The sequence below is a fragment of the Brevibacillus sp. 1238 genome, assembly GCF_029892995.1.
GTDB classification, from domain to species: domain Bacteria; phylum Bacillota; class Bacilli; order Brevibacillales; family Brevibacillaceae; genus Brevibacillus; species Brevibacillus parabrevis.
This window is the reverse complement of the sequence record NZ_JARXWC010000004.1, coordinates 389,912-409,973: the sequence shown is the minus strand read 5'-3', so window position 1 is coordinate 409,973 and position 20,062 is coordinate 389,912. Positions and strand designations below refer to the sequence as shown.

18 protein-coding genes are annotated in these 20,062 nt (G+C 54.7%); 12 read left to right on the top strand and 6 right to left on the bottom strand.

Annotated elements, in window-relative coordinates; translation table 11 throughout:
* Positions 1-7 precede the first annotated feature (7 nt).
* Positions 8-700, bottom strand: a complete 693-nt coding sequence (locus M2298_RS12915; protein WP_122964357.1) for a CoA transferase subunit A — start codon at positions 698-700, stop codon at positions 8-10.
* A 326-nt stretch (positions 701-1,026) separates the two neighbouring features.
* Between M2298_RS12915 and M2298_RS12910 the strand changes: the two genes are divergently transcribed.
* From M2298_RS12910 to M2298_RS12890, 5 genes are all read left to right on the top strand, one after another.
* On the top strand, positions 1,027-2,265 hold the full coding sequence (locus M2298_RS12910; RefSeq protein WP_280648595.1) for an efflux RND transporter periplasmic adaptor subunit: 1,239 nt from the start codon (positions 1,027-1,029) through the stop codon (positions 2,263-2,265).
* Entirely contained in the window at positions 2,258-5,515 is a 3,258-nt protein-coding gene (locus tag M2298_RS12905; RefSeq protein ID WP_280648594.1) for an efflux RND transporter permease subunit, read from the top strand. Before M2298_RS12910 ends, M2298_RS12905 begins: the two co-directional genes overlap by 8 nt.
* A gap of 296 nt (positions 5,516-5,811) precedes the next feature.
* On the top strand, positions 5,812-6,318 hold the full coding sequence (locus tag M2298_RS12900; protein WP_173598535.1) for a VanZ family protein: 507 nt from the start codon (positions 5,812-5,814) through the stop codon (positions 6,316-6,318).
* 60 nt (positions 6,319-6,378) lie between these two features.
* Complete coding sequence (locus M2298_RS12895) at positions 6,379-7,497, top strand: acetate/propionate family kinase (protein WP_122964361.1); 1,119 nt, start codon at positions 6,379-6,381, stop codon at positions 7,495-7,497.
* Positions 7,498-7,625: 128 nt separating this feature from the next.
* Positions 7,626-8,039, top strand: a complete 414-nt coding sequence (locus tag M2298_RS12890; RefSeq protein WP_063230894.1) for a S1 RNA-binding domain-containing protein — start codon at positions 7,626-7,628, stop codon at positions 8,037-8,039.
* 264 nt (positions 8,040-8,303) lie between these two features.
* Here the strand turns inward: M2298_RS12890 and M2298_RS12885 are convergent, their stop codons facing one another.
* Together M2298_RS12885 and M2298_RS12880 are read right to left on the bottom strand one after the other, a co-directional pair.
* Positions 8,304-9,338, bottom strand: a complete 1,035-nt coding sequence (locus tag M2298_RS12885) for an aliphatic sulfonate ABC transporter substrate-binding protein (RefSeq protein ID WP_233454090.1) — start codon at positions 9,336-9,338, stop codon at positions 8,304-8,306.
* Positions 9,339-9,379: 41 nt separating this feature from the next.
* Positions 9,380-10,723, bottom strand: coding sequence for an LLM class flavin-dependent oxidoreductase (locus M2298_RS12880; RefSeq protein WP_280648593.1), 1,344 nt, complete (start codon positions 10,721-10,723; stop codon positions 9,380-9,382).
* Between the two features lie 391 nt (positions 10,724-11,114).
* Here M2298_RS12880 and M2298_RS12875 point away from each other — a divergent pair, with 391 nt between their 5' ends.
* From M2298_RS12875 to ssuE, 5 genes are read left to right on the top strand one after another with little or no spacing between them, the layout of a single operon-like run.
* Positions 11,115-12,293 (top strand): LLM class flavin-dependent oxidoreductase, encoded by a 1,179-nt coding sequence (locus M2298_RS12875; RefSeq protein ID WP_280648592.1) that lies wholly within the window; start codon positions 11,115-11,117, stop codon positions 12,291-12,293.
* On the top strand, positions 12,290-13,063 hold the full coding sequence (locus tag M2298_RS12870) for an ABC transporter ATP-binding protein (protein WP_242774405.1): 774 nt from the start codon (positions 12,290-12,292) through the stop codon (positions 13,061-13,063). The genes M2298_RS12875 and M2298_RS12870 overlap by 4 nt, the downstream gene beginning before the upstream one ends.
* Positions 13,064-13,078: 15 nt before the next feature.
* Positions 13,079-13,933, top strand: coding sequence for an ABC transporter permease (locus tag M2298_RS12865; RefSeq protein WP_122964366.1), 855 nt, complete (start codon positions 13,079-13,081; stop codon positions 13,931-13,933).
* Positions 13,934-13,950: 17 nt separating this feature from the next.
* Positions 13,951-14,109, top strand: a complete 159-nt coding sequence (locus M2298_RS12860) for a hypothetical protein (RefSeq protein ID WP_167470291.1) — start codon at positions 13,951-13,953, stop codon at positions 14,107-14,109.
* Positions 14,094-14,666: an NADPH-dependent FMN reductase gene (gene ssuE, locus M2298_RS12855; protein WP_280648591.1), complete on the top strand. Its 573-nt coding sequence runs from the start codon at positions 14,094-14,096 to the stop codon at positions 14,664-14,666. Before M2298_RS12860 ends, ssuE begins: the two co-directional genes overlap by 16 nt.
* A gap of 156 nt (positions 14,667-14,822) precedes the next feature.
* Here the strand turns inward: ssuE and M2298_RS12850 are convergent, their stop codons facing one another.
* A complete protein-coding gene (locus M2298_RS12850; protein WP_280648590.1) occupies positions 14,823-15,257 on the bottom strand; it encodes a rhodanese-like domain-containing protein in 435 nt (144 codons plus the stop codon).
* 118 nt (positions 15,258-15,375) lie between these two features.
* Here M2298_RS12850 and M2298_RS12845 point away from each other — a divergent pair, with 118 nt between their 5' ends.
* Both M2298_RS12845 and M2298_RS12840 read left to right on the top strand, forming a co-directional pair.
* Positions 15,376-16,266: a LysR family transcriptional regulator gene (locus M2298_RS12845; RefSeq protein WP_173596682.1), complete on the top strand. Its 891-nt coding sequence runs from the start codon at positions 15,376-15,378 to the stop codon at positions 16,264-16,266.
* Positions 16,267-16,271: 5 nt separating this feature from the next.
* Complete coding sequence (locus M2298_RS12840; protein WP_280648621.1) at positions 16,272-17,099, top strand: alpha/beta hydrolase family protein; 828 nt, start codon at positions 16,272-16,274, stop codon at positions 17,097-17,099.
* 10 nt (positions 17,100-17,109) lie between these two features.
* Here M2298_RS12840 and M2298_RS12835 read toward each other — a convergent pair whose 3' ends face one another.
* Together M2298_RS12835 and M2298_RS12830 are read right to left on the bottom strand one after the other, a co-directional pair.
* The gene (locus tag M2298_RS12835; protein WP_122964372.1) at positions 17,110-18,933 is read right to left on the bottom strand and encodes a sensor histidine kinase; all 1,824 of its coding nucleotides are present in this window, start codon (positions 18,931-18,933) and stop codon (positions 17,110-17,112) included.
* 5 nt (positions 18,934-18,938) lie between these two features.
* Entirely contained in the window at positions 18,939-19,949 is a 1,011-nt protein-coding gene (locus M2298_RS12830) for a BMP family ABC transporter substrate-binding protein (protein WP_173596683.1), read from the bottom strand.
* Positions 19,950-20,062 lie beyond the last annotated feature (113 nt).

Sequence of the window (20,062 nt, the reverse complement as noted above, 5' to 3'; positions counted from 1 at the left end):
CGTCAGGTCAGGAGCGGACCGTGCGGCGCTCGATCCGTTTTTCAAACGAAGGAGCGAGAATCAGACGCTGGACGTACACGCTTGGCGTATGGATGTGATCCGGGTCCAGCTCGCCTGTCTCCACGATTTCTTCCACTTCGACAATCGTGATTTTTCCGGCGGCAGCCATCATCGGATTGAAGTTTTGCGCCGTTTTGCGGAAGACGAGATTCCCCATCTTGTCAGCTTTCCACGCTTTGATCAGCGCAAAATCGCCCGTAATCCCATGCTCAAGCAAATACTCCTTGCCGTTGAAGGAACGCGTTTCCCGTCCTTCGGCAATCGGGGTGCCGACGCCAGCCGGAGTGTAGAAAGCAGGGATGCCTGCGCCGCCAGCCCGGATGCGCTCTGCCAGCGTACCTTGCGGGGTCAGTTCTACTTCAAGCTCTCCCGAGAGGAATTGACGCTCAAATTCCTTGTTTTCCCCGACGTAGGAGGAAACCATTTTTTTGATTTGCTTTTCGCGCAGGAGCAGGCCGAGGCCCCAATCATCCACGCCGCAGTTGTTGGAGACGACAGTCAAATTTTTAACGGCCTTGTCGCGAAGCGCGATGATCAGATTTTCCGGAATGCCGACCAGCCCGAAGCCGCCTACCAGCAGTGTAGCTCCATCGTGAATATCAGCCACGATGTCCGCATAAGAAGAATAAATTTTTGCCATGACGATCACTCCCACCATGAAAAAATGTCGTTGACGCGAGAAAAAGAGTTTGTAAGCGCTCACAAGCAAGTGGACAGTTGCTTGAATATTTCCGCCCTTTCATCATACAGGATACGAGTTACAAACAAGTGACGAAAGTTCGGCCGATAATAAAAAAATATAAAAAATGACAGAAAAGTGATACAACTGTTTTTATTTTCTGTAAAATATATTTTGTCAATTATTTTTCTTAATGATTGCTCAGAACCGTTGATTTTTGCCGAAGGGTCAGCAGGGGCTACGCTGCCACCAGGAGGCGCATTACGCAAGGGTGCAGGAGTGAAAGTATGAAAAAATGGATTAGCCTCTCGATCGTTGTCCTGCTTTTGACAGGCTGCGAAAAGCTGGATCAAAGAACCGGAGAACTTAAACGGATGGAAGAAGAGACTGTAATCAAGGTGAAAACGGTAAGTGCTTACACAGTAGTAGAGAACCAGGAAGCGCGAATGCTGGAGACAGCAGGCGTGGTCATGCCGAAGCAGGAGCTGGGGCTTTCGTTTGGCACCTCCGGGAAAATCGCGAGCATTCTCGTCCAGAAAGGGGCGAGCGTGAAAGCGGGCCAAACTTTGGCGACCTTGGATCAATCCAGTTTGCAAGCGGGGATTCAGGCGGCAGCCGGGCAAGTAGCCAGTGCGAATATCCGGCGCAGCAAGGCACTGTCAGGCCCGGAGAGCCACGAGATTCAGACGAGAAAGCTCCAGGTGGAAAAGGCGAAGGAGCTTGCGGCGAAGGCGGAGCGGGAGTATGCGCAAGCGACTGTTCTGTTTGCAAACGGGGCGATCGCCAAAGACGAGCTGGACAGGCTGGCTCTGGCACAGAAGCAAGCCAAGCTCAGCCTGGAGGAAGAGGAGATCGCGTACAACAAACTGATGAAGGGCGCAGACCGACTGGATGTCGAAGAGGCACAGGTCGGTGTGAGCCAGGCCAACGTTCAGCTCAGCCGCGCGAAGCAAGAGGCTGCCGATGCTGTACTGAAAGCGCCTTTTTCCGGTGTCGTCGCAGCCGTCTCGCAGCTTTCGTCCGAACAAACCGGACCGGGCAGCGAGGTTATTCGCCTCGTCGATACGAGCAGTTGGATCGTCAAGCTTCAGGTAGACAGCGAGCAGATCGGCTTGTGGCAAACCGGAGCAACGGTGCAGGTCAAATCGGCAGATGGCAGCGAGGCGGAAGGGAAAGTGACTTTTGTTTCACCTGTCATGGATCAAAATGTGGGGGCTTATCCGGTTGAAGTGACCGTCGACGGAAGCGCCGCGAACTGGAAAGGCGGCATGACCGTGACTTGCCACTACCCGGTAGCCGGAAAAAATGCGCCGATCGTTCCGGTCGCAAGCATCGGCATCTCCGATGAAGAATATTACGTAATGAAAATCAAGGAAAACACAGTGGAAAAGACGCCTGTAAAAGTAGGGGCGCTGCACGGTACGTTTTATGAAGTTCTGGAGGGACTTGAGCCGGGCGACCAAATTGTAGGGGCGGGTCTTTCCTATGTGGTGGACGGCGAGGCGGTGAAGGTGGCGGATGAATAACAAAACGTTTTTAGCCATTGCGCCTGCTCTGGCCCGCTGGAAGGCCGTGCTTCTCTGTCTGCTCGCGATTGGCGCCTTGTTCAGGCTGGATGTGGCGACGTTTCCCGACAGGGGATTGCCGGAGTATACGATTCACCTGACTGCGTCAGGACTGACAGCGGATCAGGTAGAGTCATCCGTAACGCGGAAGGTAGAGGAGGCGGTACGCGCGCTGGGCAGTGCTGTGCAGATTTCCTCTGATTCTCGTGCCGGATCGGGAACGATTACGGTCAAAACGACAGAAAATCTCGGCTCTGACTACAAGGACCGCCTGGAGCAGAAGGTGTCCGAGATCATGAAGACACTGCCTGTCAAGGAATACAGCATTAGCCAGGAGAAGCTCGGAGACAATTTGGTCGGGTTTTACTTGCTTCACGGCAGCGATGTTCAGACGCTCTCCGATGTGGCGCGGTATACCGTCTATGAAAAGTTGATCCAGGCGCAGGGCATTGCTCGCGTCGAGATCGACGGTCAAGCCGTCCGGGAGCAGATCGAGATCGTTTTTCGCCCGTCGATGCTGCTGGCGTACGGTTTGACTCCTGAGGATGTGCTGGGCCAGCTTCCGCAGGATGTGATTCGCGAACAAATCGGGACGGTTGGCAAGACGGCGGATCGCACAGCTTTTACCTGGACGAGTCAGACAGAAGGGCCGCAGGGGCTGGGCAAGCAACTGATTTCTACAGGCAAAGGGTATGTGCCGCTGAAAACGCTCGCTGATATTCGCGACACAAGAGGAAGCAAAGGCGAGGAGATAAGCGTTTATCAAGGTTCTCCGGCAGTCGGCATATCGGTTTACGCTTCGGAAGTGGGGCAAGTTCCTGCCATCCGGCAAGAGACTGCGAAGATGATGGCGGAGCTGAATACCGATGCAGGCGGCAAATACGAGCTGACATTGTTCGACGATCGGGCGCAGCCGATCTCTGCGGCGATTGCTCAGCTGACATTGCTTGTTGGCGTGGCGGCTGTTCTCATCGCGCTTTATCTGCTCGCTTCCTTGAAAAGGATCGGCCCTGCCGCCTTGTCGCTTTTGGCTGTATTCATGGCAAGCGGAACCGTTTTGGGGGCGCTGTGGCTCTTTGGAATGAAGTTTACCTTTTCCGCGTTGGGGCCGCTGCTTGTGTTTGTGCTTGTTTACCTCGTCGCAGGCGCGACTTTCTTTTCCCGCCTGGACAGGCTTGGCGCCTATTCGCTCCCGGGAAGCCTGAAAACAGCCTGGACGGTCGTGAAGCCGCTGCTGCTCGCGCTCGTGGTGATGGCAGCGGCCTGGTTCACCATCGTCATGACAGACATGCTCAAAGCGGAGGATAAAGCCGTCCTGTTTGACGCCTGGCCCGTCATCGTTCTCGGCGCAGCGAGCTTTGCCCTGGTGTATGGCTGGATCATCCCGGTACTGACAGCGACATGGCTGGCGGAACCGGAGCCAGCTGACGCAGGAGAGAACATCCCTCGAACGCCGGGAAAAGTGACGCGTGCTCTGACGGTCCGTTGGGAGAAAATGGTGCAGCAAGGCTACTTGCCGTTTGGACTCACACTCGTCGCATCGGTTGTTTTTGTTTTGCTTTTGCAATCGTTTGTGCTAGTCGATCCTTTTGCCCAAGTAGCGCCAAAAGAGAAGACACTGTCGCTGCCGATGGTTCAGGAAAGCAACATCGACGATGCCATCAAAGCGGCGAAAAGTGCGGAGGAACGGCTGCGCCAACTGCCGGAAGTAGCTGATCTGTATACGGATGCCTCCCGCGAGCGCTTGACCATGCATGTCAAGCTGACAGACAAATCCAAGTGGACTCGCTCTGTATACGATCTGGAAAAGGAGCTGGACAAGCAGCTCCGCGACATTCCGCAGACAGACCCGTTCGCGCTCGTCGTCAACAGCGAGCAAAAGACACGCCTGGAGTTCACGGTCAAGGGACCTTCCATGGAGACGACGCAGCATATTGCCAAGGAAATTCTCGTTTACTTGCAAAAAATGAGCTGGCGGGACAGAGACAATCGGGAAATCGTCACAGATGAGCGGATCGGTCCGGCGCAAAATACCGCGTTTATCGATATTCGCCCGAAATCGGACATGCTGGCGCGCTATCGTGTGAGTGAGGAAGAAATCAAACGCCAGCTGCAAAGCTATCTCGGAGAAAAACAGGCGGGCAGCATTTTCGTCAACGACCGCAATATTTCAGTCGTTGCCCGCTTTCCCGACAAGTGGATGGACCATTCCGAACAAGTCAGACATATTTTGATTCGCACGCAGCAAGGGGCGGTTCGTCTGTCTGATCTGGTCGACTGGTCGAGCGGGGAGCAGCCGCAGGTTTATCAGCGGGAGGATGGCATGTACGTGTTCAAGGTCAGCAGCGCCATCGCAGATGCAAGATGGATTGACAGCATGGCGTACAATCTGCCGCTGGCCATGCAAGAAAAAATCACGGTTCCAAAAGGCTACACCATACTGAACGAGGATGAGCTGAAGAAACTGCGTGAAGAGCAGTCCGATGACAAAGACTGGAGCGGACGTCTGATCGTCATGCTCGCCATGGTCGCGCTTGTGCTCTTGACCAGCCTTCTGGTGCAACGACGGGCGCGGGATGGCTGGTTTGCTCTCCTCTTGCTGCCTGTGTTGTCGGGCGGCGTCACGCTGGGACTGCTTTTGCTGGATCATCCGATGAATTTGATGGGCTTTTACGGAGTGGCTGCGGCTTGCGCTGTGCTTCTCTCGCTGGCCTTGGTTCAGCTCGATGACATGTTTGCAGCAAGCAGCGAGCAGTCGAGTATTTGGAACGGAGTGCGCAGCGGCATGCAGCGCTCGTGGGCCACATCCGCAGCGATAGCGATCGCCATCGTGCTGGCAAGCTTGCCGATTGCCGCAGGCTCGCTCGCGGATGGGCAAACATTCGTATCGTTCGCCAGTGCCTTGTTGTTCGGGACAGTGTTCGCGCTGTTTGCCACTCTTGTGCTTGTGCCTAGCATGCAGCATGCGGCTGAATGGCGAGAGGCCGCCCAGTCGGATGTGTCGATTCCCGTCCTGGTGCGCCGCATTCGGGACTGGCAGGAAAATGAGCGGATTCGCCGCAGTGACGCACGAGCCAGGAAAAAGAGACAGCAGCAACTGGCGCAAGAAATGCGCAAGGAAGCGCAGGATGGTTCCGCAAACAAGAAAAGAGAGTTGGCAAAAGAGGACTTCTTGCCGTTGCCAACGGGAACAGACGACGTCAAGCCGTAACGGCTGGCGTCTTTTTTTTGCTGTGAAAACAGCTCAGCGGCATTCGTAAAGCAGCTGCGTCTGCTTGCGGTCAACGCTTTTGCTACCGAAGAGAGGGAAAGCCGCCGCGTCTGCTTGCGGTCAACGCTTTTGTTACCGAAGAGAGGGAAAGCCGCCGCGACCGACTGCGCCCAACGCTTTTGCTCCTGAAAAGAGGAAAAACCGCCGCGACGGTTTTGTTCACAGGCTCGGCAAGGACTTTTCGGGAAATCTCGGGTAAGATGAGAAGAGAACCGAGTGTAGGAGGGAAACCTGGCTTGCGCCGATTGAAAAAGCTTTTGGATTATCTGCTGTTGGCTGCGATTTTGGTGGGACTGTTCCTGTCGTCCTCCCAGCCATACTACAAACAAGATTTGCGGGGTACGATATCCAAGGTAGTCGATGAACAAAGCTGGAATGAGCGGATGGAAGGGGTATCCGTTCCGTATGCCGGCAAGGAAATCAGCGCCGAGAACAAGGGAGCGGCGGGCTTTATCGAGTTTTTTATTCGCAAGGGAACGCATTTTACCGTGTTCGCGCTGTTGGCTTTCAGCTTCTATCGCGTTTTTTCCCACCGTCTTTCGTTTGCGGTCGCCCTGCCATGGAGCGCCTTTTGCAGCCTGCTTGTGGCTGTTCTGGACGAGTGGCATCAGACTTTTACCCCGGATCGGACAGGTATGGTGAATGACGTCTTGCTGGATTTAGCCGGATCTGTCACGATGTTGTTGATAATTCTTCTCAATTACATGTATTCACGAAGAACATATCATTATAAAATGAAGTGAGCGGCAGCCATCCTGACCGGGGCAGCTGCTTATTGAACGATTAGGGAGTGGATGAGATTCGTGTCAGACAAAAAGAACGTGCTCGTACTGAACTGCGGCAGCTCCTCGGTTAAGTACAAGCTTTACTCCATGCCGGGCAAAGAACTGATTGCCCAGGATTACTTGCAGCAAATCCAACGCGACGAATACGAGGATGCGATTCGCAGCGTGTTTGAAACATTAAAGCAACATCAAATTGATATTATCTCCCACCGGGTCGTGCACGGCGGAGAAGCATTTAAACAGTCTGTCGTCGTGGACGATCGCGTGAAAGCGGAGATTCGCAGCCTGTCCCGCTTTGCACCGTTGCACAATCCGATCAACCTGCTCGGGATCGAAGTCGCCCAAAGCATCTATCCCGACGTGAAACACGTAGCTGTTTTCGATACAGCGTTCCACCAGACCATGCCTCCATCCTCCTATCTATACGCGCTGCCATACGAGTATTACGAGCATTACGGAATCCGCAAGTACGGCTTCCACGGCACGTCTCACCGCTATGTCATGAGCCGCGCCGAAGAGATGTTGAACCGTCCGAAAGAACAGCTGCGGCTGATCAGTTGCCACATCGGCAGCGGGGTCAGCATTACCGCGATTCGCTACGGAGAATCGTTTGATACGTCGATGGGAATGACGCCTTTGGCGGGACTGTCCATGGGAACCCGCAGCGGCAACATCGATCCGGGGATCATTCCGTATATTGAAGAAATCGAAAAAACGGATACAGCCGGGGCGATTACGATTTTGAACAACAAGAGCGGACTGATGGGCGTATCCGGTGTGTCCAACGATTTGCGCGACGTTATGGAAAAGGCAGAAGCGGGACATTATCGCAGCCAGCTTGCCCTGGAATTGTTCACAACGATTTTGCATAAACATATTGGGCTGTATTTGGCGCGACTGAATGGCGTAGACGGGATTATTTTTACAGCAGGTGTTGGAGAAAATAGTTCTACCGTACGCGAAATGGTTTGCACCGGACTGGAATTTGCCGGGGTCAATCTGGATCGCGAAGCCAATCGCAGCAGCAAAGGTGAAGCATTTATCAGTACGGAATATTCTCCGGTCAAAGTCATGGTAATTCCTACCAACGAAGAGCTTGTAATGGCTACAGACGCGTACCAGCTGTCTTTTCACTAGCATGAAGTGCGTCATCTAGAAAGAATAGGCTTTTCAGTATTGGAATTTCTCTGCTATACTAGGAGAATGAGGCTTCTGGTTTGAGGTTCTCACCATTTTTCTGAAATAATAAAAGGAGTGCAAACTGGATGGCAGTACAAGTGGGAAGCATCATCGAAGGAAAAGTGACAGCGATTAAACCGTTTGGGATGTTCGTAGCAGTCAGCGAAACCGAGCAGGGGCTGGTCCACATTTCCCAAGTAGCAAACGGTTTTGTAAAAGATATCAATGATCACTTTACCGTGGGGGCACAAGTAAAGGTAAAAGTTCTCTCCATTGATGATGCAGGTAAAATCTCGCTTTCGGTTCGCGCCGCACTCCCAGCGCCTGAGCGTCCGGAGCGTGAAGAGCGCCGTGGTGGTGGATATCGTGGAGGCGATCGCGGAGGAAATGCAAAACGCGACAACGCAGCTTCCTTCGAGGACAAATTGAAAAAATGGTTGAAGCACAGCGAAGAGAACCTTGCGACTATCAACAAAAAGAACGCAAAACGTGGCTACTAAGCCTTGTGATAACAGAAAAAGGACGGGACATCCCGTCCTTTTTTTTACGAGGTTGACACTAGAGCAAAAAGACAGGGAGCTTCCCTGTCTTTTTTGCGCATTTTTGAACGAACAAATTGCGAGAGATTCATCTTATGCGCATCACCACGCTCGATGACGAAGTGCCTCCGTCTCATCTCCCTTCCCGCTGAAAATCCCTAAAGTCATTTTGCATCGTAACGTGTTTGGAACTCCAATCTCGCCTAGCATTGCACGGCAGCAGAGTTAGTTCCCGACTTCCTTCAACGCCTGCTCGACGAATTTGCTCTCCAATACTTGGGAAGTGTCGAGCTTCTTTTTGATCGCGCCCACGGAGAAGAGAAAATCGGCCTGCTCCTGATGCGCTTTGGCAAATTCCGGCGTGATCGGGGAGAGGATGGGACTTGAATTTTGCAAAACCTTGCTGATGATCTCCCGCTCCAGCTTCTTGGTTTTGACAAATTCGTCCGTTACTTCGTCGAGGTGGCTGACGTAGTAGCGGCGCACTTCTTCGTACGTTTTGAGAAACAGGACCGTCAGCTCGGGGTGGTCTGCGGTAAAGCCAGTGCGCGCGATCAAAAATCCGGGAGCGAAAATGTTCAGATCGTCGCCTGTCACGAGCGTCTTGGCCTGCGTCTGCACGACAGCGGTCGTCACGTAAGGCTCCCAAGTCGACCACGCATCGATAGCTCCGGTGTCAAGGGCGGGCCGCGCTTCATCCGGCTGAAGGTGAATGATTTCCACGTCCTTGTCGTTCAGCCCGGCCCGATTCAGCACCATGTACAGGAAGTTGTAGGCGCTGCTGCCTTTGGCGACGGCGATCTTCTTGCCCTTGAGCTGTTTAATGTCGGCGATCGGGCTGCCTTTCGGAATGACGATCGCGTTGTTGCGCTTGCCGTCGCTCGTTACGGCGATCGCTTTGAAATCGACACCTCCGGTTTGTGCAGAGACGACCGGAGTGCCGCCTGTCGCGCCGAAGTCGAGCCGCCCGGAGGCAATCGCTTCGAAATGGGGAGGACCGCTGGCAAATTCATGCCACTTTACTTCGGCTCCGGCTTGGGCAAAAGCTTTTTCAAAAATGCCCTTGTCCCTGGCGTAGGAGAAAATCCCGGTGCTGCCTTGAATGCCGATGTTTACGACGACTTTTTCTTTTGCCTCTGCACTGGCGGCAACGGTCTGCTGTTGCTCGGGTGCTGCTGTTTTGCCGCAAGCGCTCAGCAACAGCAGGGACAGGACGACGATCAGGCGGAGCCAGCCGATTGTTTTCGGGGAAGACTGCATATGTTTGTTCATCCTTTCTTTTCTGTGGGTCTATGGGTGTCCTAATGGACTTGTGGCGCACTGGCAAACTGATTGGCTGGAACATCCAGCCCGTAATGCTCGCGCAAGGTGTGCCCGGTGTACTCTGTGCGGAACAGCCCCCTCTGTTGCAGCTTCGGCACGACCTGGTCGATGAAGTCCTCCAGCCCTCCGTTCGTCAACTGCGGCATGATGTTGAAGCCGTCTGCCGCGCCTTGGGTAAACCACGCCTCCAACTCGTCCGCCACTTGCTCGGCAGTGCCTGCGATCGTCCGATGGCCGCGACCTCCGGCGAGACGAAGCAGCAGTTGGCGAAGCGTCAAGCTTTCCCGCTCGGCCAAATCGCGGATCAGCTGGGCGCGGCTCTGATGCCCGGCGATTTGTTCCGTTGCGGGAAGCTCGGGCAGCGGGCCGTCCAATGGGTAGGAGGACAGATCGTAGCCGATGCGATTGGATAGTTGCAGCAGGCTGTAGGCGGGATGCGTCAGCTCGTGCAACTGCGCCTCTTTTTCTTTTGCCTCTGCCTCGCTCTCGCCGATGATCGGGCAAATGCCAGGCAGGATGACGACTTGTTCTGGGGAGCGTCCGTAGCGGGCGACGCGCGATTTGACGTCCGCGTAAAACGCCTGGGCGTCCGCCAGCGATTGCTGTGCGGTGAAAATGGCTTCGGCATACCGGGCGGCGAAATCTTTTCCGTCCTCGGAAGATCCGGCCTGGACGAGCAGTGGCCGTCCCTGGGGAGAGCGCGGCAAGTTCAGCGGGCCGCGCACGGCAAAATGCTTGCCTTTGTGGTTGAACTCGTGCACCTTGCTGTTGTCTGCGTAAATGCCCGAGGCTTTGTCCTGGATTAGCGCGTCGGCCTCCCAGCTGTCCCACAGCTTGAGAGTGACATCGAGAAATTCTGCCGCCCGTTCGTAGCGAAGGTGATGCTCGGGGATTCGCTCGCAGTTGAAATTTTGCGCCTCGCCATCTGTTCCGGACGTGATGATGTTCCAGCCCGCCCGGCCTTTGCTGAGATGGTCGAGGGAAGCAAAGCGGCGGGCGAGGTTGAACGGTTCGTTGAAGCTCGTGGAGACCGTAGCGATCAACCCGATCCGGCTGGTCACGACGGCGAGAGCGGACAGGAGGGTGAGCGGTTCCAGTCCGCTGATCGCCCCGTACTTGACAGCTTTGCGCGAGGTGGCGTAGCGGTCGGCCAAAAAGAGGGAATCCAGCTTGGCTTGCTCCGCTTTTTGCGCCAGCCGCTGAAAGTGGGAAAAGTCGATGATATCCTCCACGCGGGAGGAAGGATGGCGCCATGCCGCCTCATGATGACCCAAGCTCGACAAAAACAAGTTCAGGTGGAGCGTGCGTTTTTGGTTACCCATGTGTATCACCTCATAGAAAAATTGGGAGTGCAGGACGCACAAAAGGCCTCGTCCCAAACAGCAATCGTTCGCTGTTGGAAGGAGACCTCCAGTGGTCTGGTCGGTAAAAGGATAATTCCGAGTTGCAAAGTATGAAATGGATGATAGCAACAAATGGGAGAAGAGTCAATCCCAATATGCAATATAGTAAGAATAGCCGGAATAGCGGAGCAAATTTTTTGTTGACCCTATTGACAGCCGCTGGAAGCCGATGATACGATTGCGCACAATACCGACTAATCAAGTGTGAATTATTGAGTTTTGCCAACCAGAAAACTGGAGGCACAGTTGCGGAGATGACCGCGACTGTGCCTTCTTTTTCATTCCAAATCAATTCAAAGGAGTGGAGCCGATGGGGAAATCAAAGCAACAAGCCGAATTTGGCTGGTTTATTCCAACGACGGGAGACGGCAAGTATATCGGCGTCGAGCCGGAGCGCGAGTCGACTGCTGACTACATGGTTCAGGTGGCGCAAACAGCCGAGCGGGCAGGCTTTACTTTTGCCTTGATTCCGACTGGCGGAGCTTGCATCGATTCCTGGATCGTCGGGGCTACGATCGCTGCCCATACACAGGTGCTCAAGCCGCTGGTCGCCATGCGTCCCGGGCTGATCGCCCCTGTGCTGGCTGCGAGGATGGCTGCTTCGCTCGATCAGCTGTCGGGCGGCAGGGCACTGATTAATGTCGTGACAGGCGGCAGCCCGCAAGATTTGCTCGCCACGGGTGACCCGCTCGCCCACGATCACGACGGCCGCTATGAGCGCACGCGGGAGTTTCTGGAGATTGTCAAAAGCGTCTGGACAAATTCGTACGCCCAGCCGGAGCGGTTTTTGGCGAGCAACCAGACCGCTCAGCAGGGAGCGCAGCCGCTTCACTATTCCGGTCGCTTTTATGAGATCAAGGGAGGGGCGAGCTTGCCTGGTCCCGTGCAGCAGCCGCACCCGCCGCTCTACTACGGGGGAAGCTCGCCCACAGGCAAAAGGGTTGCGGTTCAGACAGCCGATGTCTACTTGATGTGGGCGGAACCGCTGGAGTGGATTCGCCAGCAGATTGCCGAGGTGGAGGAGCTGAAGCGAGAGCTTGGCCGCGACCGCGAGCTGCGCTACGGACTTCGCGCCCAGGTGCTGGTGCGCAAGACGGAGGAAGAGGCGTGGAAAGAAGCGTGGGAAATCATCAGCAAGGTAGATCCGCAGGCGCTCCAGCAGTCCGGCCAGCGGTTCAGCCACACGGATGCCATCGGCCAAAAACGGCAAAATGAGCTGCGGGAAGGCTCCAAAAAAGACAACTACGTGATTGGTCCCAATCTGTGGTCTGGCCTGTCGACCGTGCGCGGCGGCGGTGCCGTCCTGCTGGTAGGTACCCCTGAGCAAGTATCAGAACGCATTTTGGAATACATCGATCTGGGCATCTCGTCTTTTATTTTGTCCGGGTACCCCCATCTGGAGGAAGCGGCGATCACTGGCGAGCTGTTGCTGCCTGTCGTCAAACAGAAGCTGGAGCAACGACAGCAGGCAAAAGGAGTCGGCGTATGACCGCGCTGCTGGAGATCACCCGACTCGACAAGACATTCGAGACGTCCAAAGGAGCGACGCAGGCGCTCCGCGACATCCGGCTGACTGTAAAGGAAGGCGAGTTCCTCACCGTCATCGGGCCGAGCGGCTGCGGGAAGAGCACACTGCTGAAAATCGTCGCGGGGCTGGACACGGAATACGCCGGGAGCGTCAGGCTTGCCGGACAGCCAGTGAGCGGTCCCGGTATCGACAAAGGCTTCATTTTTCAGGAGCCGCGGCTTTTTCCCTGGCTGACGGTGGAAAAAAACATCGCCGCCAACCTGTCGCTCAAAAATCCGGCGATTCGCGAGCGCGTAGATGAGCTGATCCAGCTCGTCCGACTCGGAGGATTTGCCAAGTCGTATCCGCGCGAGCTGTCTGGCGGCATGGCGCAGCGGGTGGCGATCGCCCGTGCGCTCTTGCGCAATCCCCGGGTGCTTTTGCTGGACGAACCGTTCGGAGCGCTGGATGCCTTTACCCGCTCACACATGCAGGAAGTCCTGCTCGACATTTGGCAGGAAAACAAGACGACGATGATCTTCGTGACACACGATATCGACGAAGCGATCTACTTGGCCAACCGGGTCGTGATCATGAACGCACACCCGGGCTCCATCAAGCGCATCGTTCCTGTCGATCTGCCTTTTCCCCGGAAAAAGGCAAACCGTTCCTTTCAGGAGCTGCGCCATCTCGTCTTGAACGAGTTCGAAAAGGTGGACGAACTGGAATTGGTCGATAGCTCAGGGATTTGACGGAGGTGAAAGAGAATGAGCAATCAAGCAGAGGGAATCTCGGTCGCCGCGACCGCTTCGGCCAAACCCGTCCTGCCGACGAAAGCAAAAGCTAGGGCAGGCAACAGCACCAAACTGGCGATCTGGTTAAAAGGCTTGATCCTGCCCGTCGTTGTCCTGATCGTCTGGCAGACGGCAGGCGAATTGGGAATGGTGTCGGCGACCATGCTGCCGACGCCGCTGCAAATTTTGACTGCGGCGGGCGAGCTTTTGGCGAGCGGGGAGCTGCTTGGACATTTGCAAATCAGCATCATGCGGGCGGCGACAGGCTTTTTGCTCGGCGGAGCGATCGGACTGCTGGCAGGACTGGCGGTAGGCTTTTCCAATCGGGTGGAGCATTCGCTCGATCCATCGGTGCAAATGCTCAGGACGATTCCGCATCTGGCGGTGATTCCGCTGTTTATTTTGTGGTTTGGCTTCGGCGAGCTGTCCAAGGTGCTGTTGATTGCCAAAGGAGCATTTTTTCCGCTCTACGTAAATACGTTCCTCGGGATACGCAGTGTTGACGCCAAGCTGTTTGACGTCGCCCGAGTGTTGCAGTTCAGCCGCTGGAAGCAAATTACCAAGCTGATTATCCCGGCGGCGCTGCCGAATATTTTGCTCGGTGTCCGGCTGTCTCTGGGTGCTGCCTGGCTGGGACTGGTCGTGGCAGAATTGATGGGTTCGAGCGAAGGGGTCGGCTACTTGATTATGGATGCGCGCCAATTTTCGCAAACGTCCATTGTGTTTGTAGGAATCGTGATCTTTGCGCTGGTCGGCAAGGCGACGGATTCGCTGGTGCGCTACCTGGAGAAAAAATGGCTCAAATGGCGGGAGCATTACAGCGGGTAAAAAGCCGCAGGGCTGGCATGGATTCAGCGCAACAAGAACGGATCGGGGAAAAGGAAGCGGGCCAAACGCCCGATGCGGCACAGGAACTGAGGGAATCGACAAACTTGCGCGGCAGGCAGGGACATCGCTGCTTGCCAAATAAAAAAGGAGAGATCAAGCTATGGCAAAACTCGTGATTGTATCAGGAAGTCCCTATGCAGGCTCCAGGCTGGACACCGTCCTGACCTACATAGATCGATTGTTGCAGGAAGCTGGACACGAAACAGACTGGGTTCATGTGCGCGACTTGCCTGCGGACGATTTGCTGCACGTTCGTTTTGACAGTCCCGCTATCGTACAGGCCAACGAGCGGATCGCCGAGGCAGACGCGCTCGTCATCGCGACCCCGATTTACAAAGCGGCGTATTCCGGTGTGCTGAAAGTGTATTTGGATCTGCTGCCGCAAAAAGCTTTGGAGAACAAGGTGATTTTGCCCGTGGCAATCGGCGGGACGATCGCCCATCTGCTGGCGATCGATTACGCTCTCAAGCCAGTCTTGTCCGCACTGGGCGCAAGACATTTGCTGGCGGGTGCCTTTATCCTCGATTCGCTGGTGAAAAAAGGCGAGGACGGGGCAAACCCGTTGGAGGAAGAAGCGGCGCAGCGGCTGCAAGATTCTGTGGAGCAGCTCGTGCAGGAGCTTTCCTGGCAAGCGGAGCGCAGCAAAGTCCCCAACGTCGCCAACGGCAACTAAAACCAAAGCCAAAGCCTAAACAAAGCAAGGAGCCCTTCGTGCAGGAGGGCTCTTTTGCGCTGTCACTTGTCCGCTTTCCACGCTTTGCACCTGTAGCTCTTGGATAAGGTGACAAAGGTAACGATTCCCGGCGTGTGATGCAAAATGCTTGCTCGCCTATTCAGCGAAAAGCGGACGGGGAGGATTTTTTTCCGGCAAAATGCTTCCTTCTATCCGATTCCCTTCACGCTGCCAATATTCCATCCCGCCGAGCATCTCCTTGACGGAAAAGCCAAGCTCCGCAAGCTTGGCGCACGCTTTTGCCGCACCGTTGCACGCAGGGCTCCAGCAGTAGACGACCAACAGCTTGGAGCGATCCAAAAACGCAGTGGTTTCCCCGCTGATAAGCGCGTGGGGCAACGAGATGGCGCCAGGTACGTGGCACTCCTGATACGCTTTTTCGCTGCGGGCATCGACGATGATATAATCCGCCACGCCGTTTTGCAGGTCATTCCAGACATCTGATACGTCTGTTTCCAAAGAGAGCTTGGCGAGAAAATGGCGATGGGCTTGCGCCGGGGTCGCGGCCGGAATTTGCAATACGACAGACACGTTCATTCCTCCTTGATTCGGGATGACTTCAGCTTAGCATTGATCGAATCATCACAGTTATCTATACTATTTGATAATAAACATCAGTGATTTCTATGATTGAACAGGAGGTGTGCCGATGGAGCTGGTGTATTTGCATACGTTTCGCGAGGTAGCCAGATGGGGCAGCTTTACGCGGGCGGCGGAGGAGCTTGGCTATGCGCAGCCGACAGTGACTGCCCAGATGCAAAAGCTGGAACAATCTTATGGAGTGCCGCTGTTTGAGCGCTACGGACGCAGGCTGCGCATGACTCAGGCGGGAGAAGCACTGTTGCCGTATGCGAGGGAAATGATCCGGCTATATGGGGAATCTAAAGACATCGTGAACCGTCAGGCGAGCGGCCCGCTTGCGATTGGCACGATTGATACGCTTGCTGCTTTCTTTTTGCCCCCGTACTTGCAAAGCTTCCGTGAGCAATATCCGGCGGTCGATCTCGTGCTGCGGACGGCGAGTGAAGAGGTGATTTTGCAGCAGCTTCGCGATGGTTACCTGGACATCGGGATCATTTTCGATCGCCGCTGTACAGACAAGGAGCTGGTGGCAGAGGTCGTTCGTCAGGAGGAGCTGGTGATCGTCATGCCTCCCGAGCATCGGCTTGCGAGCTTGCCTGTGCTGACAGCCCGCGATTTGGCGAGCGAATCGCTTATCCTCACCGAAGAAGGCTGCACGTACAGAGGGATGCTTACGGAGGTGCTTGGCGAGCAAGGAATAACGCCGCGAATCGCCTGCCAGTTCAGCAACCCGGAAGCGATCAAGCAGTGCGTGCGCTGCGGTCTGGGGGTGGCGCTTTTGCCGTCCATGGCTGTGAAAAGAGAACAGGCGGAAGGCTTGCTGGCTGGCGTGCCTTTTCGCAGCGACAAGCCTCCGTTTTTCATTCAGGTGGTGCATCATAAAAAGAAATGGCTGTCGCCGTCCATGCAGTTCCTTGTGGAAAAGCTGGCGCCGGGGCAGCAGAGAGAGGAATCGTGAGCAGGATGCAGGTTGATTTTGCCCCCTTTGTCGCTTTTGCGCCGGAAGAGAGCGTCGTCTCAGGGGTCGCGCTCTATACGGTCAGCTATTATAGCGACGATCTGCTGGTCAAAGCGCTTTTGGCGGTGCCGGAGCATTTTCTGGCGGAAGAGACAAGGCTTCCCGCGCTGCTTTATTGCCGCGGCGGGATCAAAGGAATCGGACGGGTCAGACCGGAGCGGATCAGTCAGATGGCTGCCTTTGGCTATGTCGTTCTCGCCCCGCACTATCGGGGGAATGAAGGCTGTGCGGGACGGGACGAATTTGGCGGGGCAGATCGGCAGGACGTCTTTTCAGCCTACGAGCTGCTGCGCAAGCTGAACATCGTCGATTCCCGGCGGATCAGCGCGTACGGCTTTTCCCGCGGCGGGGTGATGGCTTTGTTTGCGGCGATGGAATGCAAGGGCTTGCTGTCTGCTGTCGTTTGGAGCGGGGTCAGCGACATGTTTTTGACGTACGAAGAGCGGGTGGACATGCGCAGAATGTTGCGCAGGCTGATTGGCCATCCCGCCAAGCAGGAAGCAGCGTACCGCGACCGCACCCCGCTGTATCGCGCAGGCGAGATCGCTTGTCCGGTGTTGATCATCCACGGCACAGAAGATGAAAATGTGAGCGTCGAGCATGCCCACAGGCTGGCAGCCGCGTTGCAAAAGGCTGGCGTCTGGCACGAAAAATGGCTGGCGGAAGGGGCCAGCCATCTGTTCGTCGGAGAAGAAATCGAAAAGTATACACGAAACATGTTCGCCTGGCTGGACGAGCGCGGTCAGGAGCGGATCGCGCCAGCTAACGCGTAAACAGCGTAACTCAGTCCACTTTTGGGTCGAGGGGCAGCGTGATGATGATTTCTGTTCCTTGCCCCAGCTTGCTTTTTACTTGCAGGTCGCCGCCGTGGTTTTCCACCATGCGGCGCGAGATCGGCAAGCCAAGTCCGGTGCCGTCTTCTTTCAGCGAGAAGAATGGATCAAAAATCCGCACGAGAAACTCCGCCGGAATCCCTTCACCCGTATCTTTTACATGAATATGCACGGCTTTATCGTCCAGGTGGCTTTCGATCAAAAGAATGCCGCCTTCTTTCATGGCCTCAATACTGTTTTTCATCAGATTCAGCAAAATTTGTTTCAGCTGCTCCACATCGACGTGCAGGCGAATATTGGGCGCACAGCGGTCGACAATCTGGATGCCGTGCAGCATGGCTTCGGCATTCATCAGCGGCAGAATCGAGTGGACGACACCTGCGAGATTCACTTCACGATAGTCCGGCTTGGACGGCTTGGACAGCATCAACAACTCCGTCACAATCCGGTTGACCCGCTCAATTTCCTGCAAGATCAGCGGCAGGTAGTAGCGATCCCGCTCCTGATCGGACAAGCGCTGTTCGAGCAATTGAATGAAGCCGTAAATAACGGTGAGCGGGTTGCGGATTTCGTGCGCTGCTCCGGCTGCAAGCTGCCCGACCATCGCCAGTTTTTCCGATTGGTTCAAGTATTCTTGAAGTTGTTCTTGCTCCGTAATATCGAGAAAAGCGACCATCCAGCCCGAGTCTTGATCGTGCTTTTGGTTGTGCAGCGGCACATACGAGACGAGAGCGGTAAACGGCGAGTCATCCTGCTTGTACAGCGTCATTTTGCGATTGACGAACCAGGGGGCATCCTCGCTGTCTGTTGACGCCGTGAACGAAGCGGCTTTGGACATCGGATACCCGGCCTCGTCGACTTTGACCAGATGCTGTGCCAGTTTGTTGACGTGGATGCTCGCCCCGGCGTGCGGTTGCGTGATGATCCCGACAGGAAGCGAGTTGAGAATCTGCTCGCGAATATTTTTTTCTTCCGTCAAAATTTGACGCTGCATGGCGTCCTGGGCGAACAAATTGGCGATATTGCTCGACATTTTGTTGAACTCCTGGGCCAACTCGCTAAATTCGTCATGATGGGTATAAATAATTTGCTGGCCAAACGTCCCTTTGGACACCTCGCGTACTTGTTTCATGAGCGACTCGATGGGACGAAGCAGCTCGTTGCGGAAGTAAAAGGTGCAGAAAAACCCGAACAAAATCGCAGCTACGGAAACCGTGTAAGTAAGAATCAGCGATACGCGAATGCTTTCGTTTGTATGCTGAAACTCTTTGTTTGTCTTGTACTCCAGTTGATTGAGCGAGAACGACAATTCACGTTCCAGTTGGTTGATCAACGGCTGGACTTCCTGGCTGAGCACATAGCTGACAGCGGGCACATTGTTTGCCTTGAGCAGCGGATTGATTTTGTTCAAAAACAGAAAATCCAGCTTGGAAATCGATTCAATAATGGAGAACAAGCCGCTGTTTTCCTCTGTTTTCGTCAGCGAGGCGAAACGGGATGTGTCGATCAAATTGGTGTAATACTGGTCGAGATAAGACTCGTCGCGGGTCAAAGTGTACATGTTCAGGGCGAATGTCTTGGTGTATATCTGGTTTTTGACCTCTAAAAGAGCGCTCGTTTGCGGCAAAACGTTTTGAGTCAGGTGCACTTCGTCGGAAGTAACCTTTGTCATATGGTAACTGAACAGGGTAGTGACGCAGCCGATCAGCAGCATCATGACGAGATAGCTGAGCATCATTTTTTTCTGAAATCCAAGATTGCTGAACAGGGACATGCCAATTAACCTCCAAACGAGCCACGGGAAGAAATAAAGTGCTGCAATTCCCGTTCAATATCTGCGCGAACCTCCGGGGGCACCATCGGGCCAAACGGACTGAAGTGGTTCACGCCTTCGGCCAGACCGTAGACAACCTTGCCGCTCGGGAGTCTGTCTGCCATGTACTGCTCGAAAATAATGCGATAACATTGCCGCACGTCTTGCACCAGGGAAGCGAGCACATAGTCCGGCGCGATGTAGCGCTGGTCGGCGATATAGCCGATCGTATACACCTTGGAGCGCTGTGCTTCGGTAATGACGGCGAGATTGAAGCTGTCTCCGGTGGTGTAGATGACATCGACACCGTGAGCGATCATCTCGCGCGTTTTTTGTACGGCATTTTCAATGTCATTGAAGTCGGATACTTTCCCGATCACGATTTCCGCGTTGGGCGCAGCTTTTTTGACTCCTGCGCGAAAGCCTTCCGCCTGAGCCATTTCCGGCGGCTTGTCGACCAGAATATAGCCGACTTTGCCCGTGCGGGACATTTTCGCCGCCAGCATGCCGACGAGCTGACCGGCAGGCTTCATGTCGTAGCGAATCGTCGTCTGGTTGGAATGCGGGGCTTCACCGTTGAAGGAGATGAAGCGGGTCTGCGGATACTTGCGTGCGACACTGGTAAACGGCTCGGAGAAAATCACCCCATGCCCCAAAATGAGATCATAGTCGTTTGCTGCGTATTTTTGCGCCACATTCGTGATTTGATCGGCTTTGATATTGTTGGCAATCTCCAGTGAAAAGCCGAACCTTTTCTGCATCTCCGTAATGCTTTCCATCGCGCTGCTGTTCCAGCCCTGATCGTAGGTTGGCCCTTCCAGCAACAAGGCAACGCGCAATATTTCAGAAGAAGGCCCGCGGTCATTGATCACTTCGTCCAAATGTTTCATGCTGGTAAAAAACTGACTGGTAATGAGCAGAAGCAGCCCGACAACCAGGAAGGTAAACAGGGCGAAAAAAGGCTTCAGCTTTGGCATGGAAAAATTTCCCCTTTTAAAAAACAAGCGTTCGATCGTGAGACGGTAAACAAGTGCACTCCTATTATATCGGAAAAGTAGCGCGATGAAAAAATGAGGAAAATAATGACGGG

Bases quoted from the DNA above. Each gene is read 5' to 3' on its own strand.
- M2298_RS12915 (WP_122964357.1), bottom strand. From the start codon at position 700: ATGGCAAAAATTTATTCTTCTTATGCGGACATCGTGGCTGATATTCAC.
- M2298_RS12910 (WP_280648595.1), top strand. From the start codon at position 1,027: ATGAAAAAATGGATTAGCCTCTCGATCGTTGTCCTGCTTTTGACAGGC.
- M2298_RS12905 (WP_280648594.1), top strand. From the start codon at position 2,258: ATGAATAACAAAACGTTTTTAGCCATTGCGCCTGCTCTGGCCCGCTGG.
- M2298_RS12890 (WP_063230894.1), top strand. From the start codon at position 7,626: ATGGCAGTACAAGTGGGAAGCATCATCGAAGGAAAAGTGACAGCGATT.
- M2298_RS12885 (WP_233454090.1), bottom strand. From the start codon at position 9,338: ATGCAGTCTTCCCCGAAAACAATCGGCTGGCTCCGCCTGATCGTCGTC.
- M2298_RS12880 (WP_280648593.1), bottom strand. From the start codon at position 10,723: ATGGGTAACCAAAAACGCACGCTCCACCTGAACTTGTTTTTGTCGAGC.
- M2298_RS12875 (WP_280648592.1), top strand. From the start codon at position 11,115: ATGGGGAAATCAAAGCAACAAGCCGAATTTGGCTGGTTTATTCCAACG.
- M2298_RS12870 (WP_242774405.1), top strand. From the start codon at position 12,290: ATGACCGCGCTGCTGGAGATCACCCGACTCGACAAGACATTCGAGACG.
- M2298_RS12865 (WP_122964366.1), top strand. From the start codon at position 13,079: ATGAGCAATCAAGCAGAGGGAATCTCGGTCGCCGCGACCGCTTCGGCC.
- M2298_RS12860 (WP_167470291.1), top strand. From the start codon at position 13,951: ATGGATTCAGCGCAACAAGAACGGATCGGGGAAAAGGAAGCGGGCCAA.
- ssuE (WP_280648591.1), top strand. From the start codon at position 14,094: ATGGCAAAACTCGTGATTGTATCAGGAAGTCCCTATGCAGGCTCCAGG.
- M2298_RS12845 (WP_173596682.1), top strand. From the start codon at position 15,376: ATGGAGCTGGTGTATTTGCATACGTTTCGCGAGGTAGCCAGATGGGGC.
- M2298_RS12840 (WP_280648621.1), top strand. From the start codon at position 16,272: ATGCAGGTTGATTTTGCCCCCTTTGTCGCTTTTGCGCCGGAAGAGAGC.
- M2298_RS12835 (WP_122964372.1), bottom strand. From the start codon at position 18,933: ATGTCCCTGTTCAGCAATCTTGGATTTCAGAAAAAAATGATGCTCAGC.
- M2298_RS12830 (WP_173596683.1), bottom strand. From the start codon at position 19,949: ATGCCAAAGCTGAAGCCTTTTTTCGCCCTGTTTACCTTCCTGGTTGTC.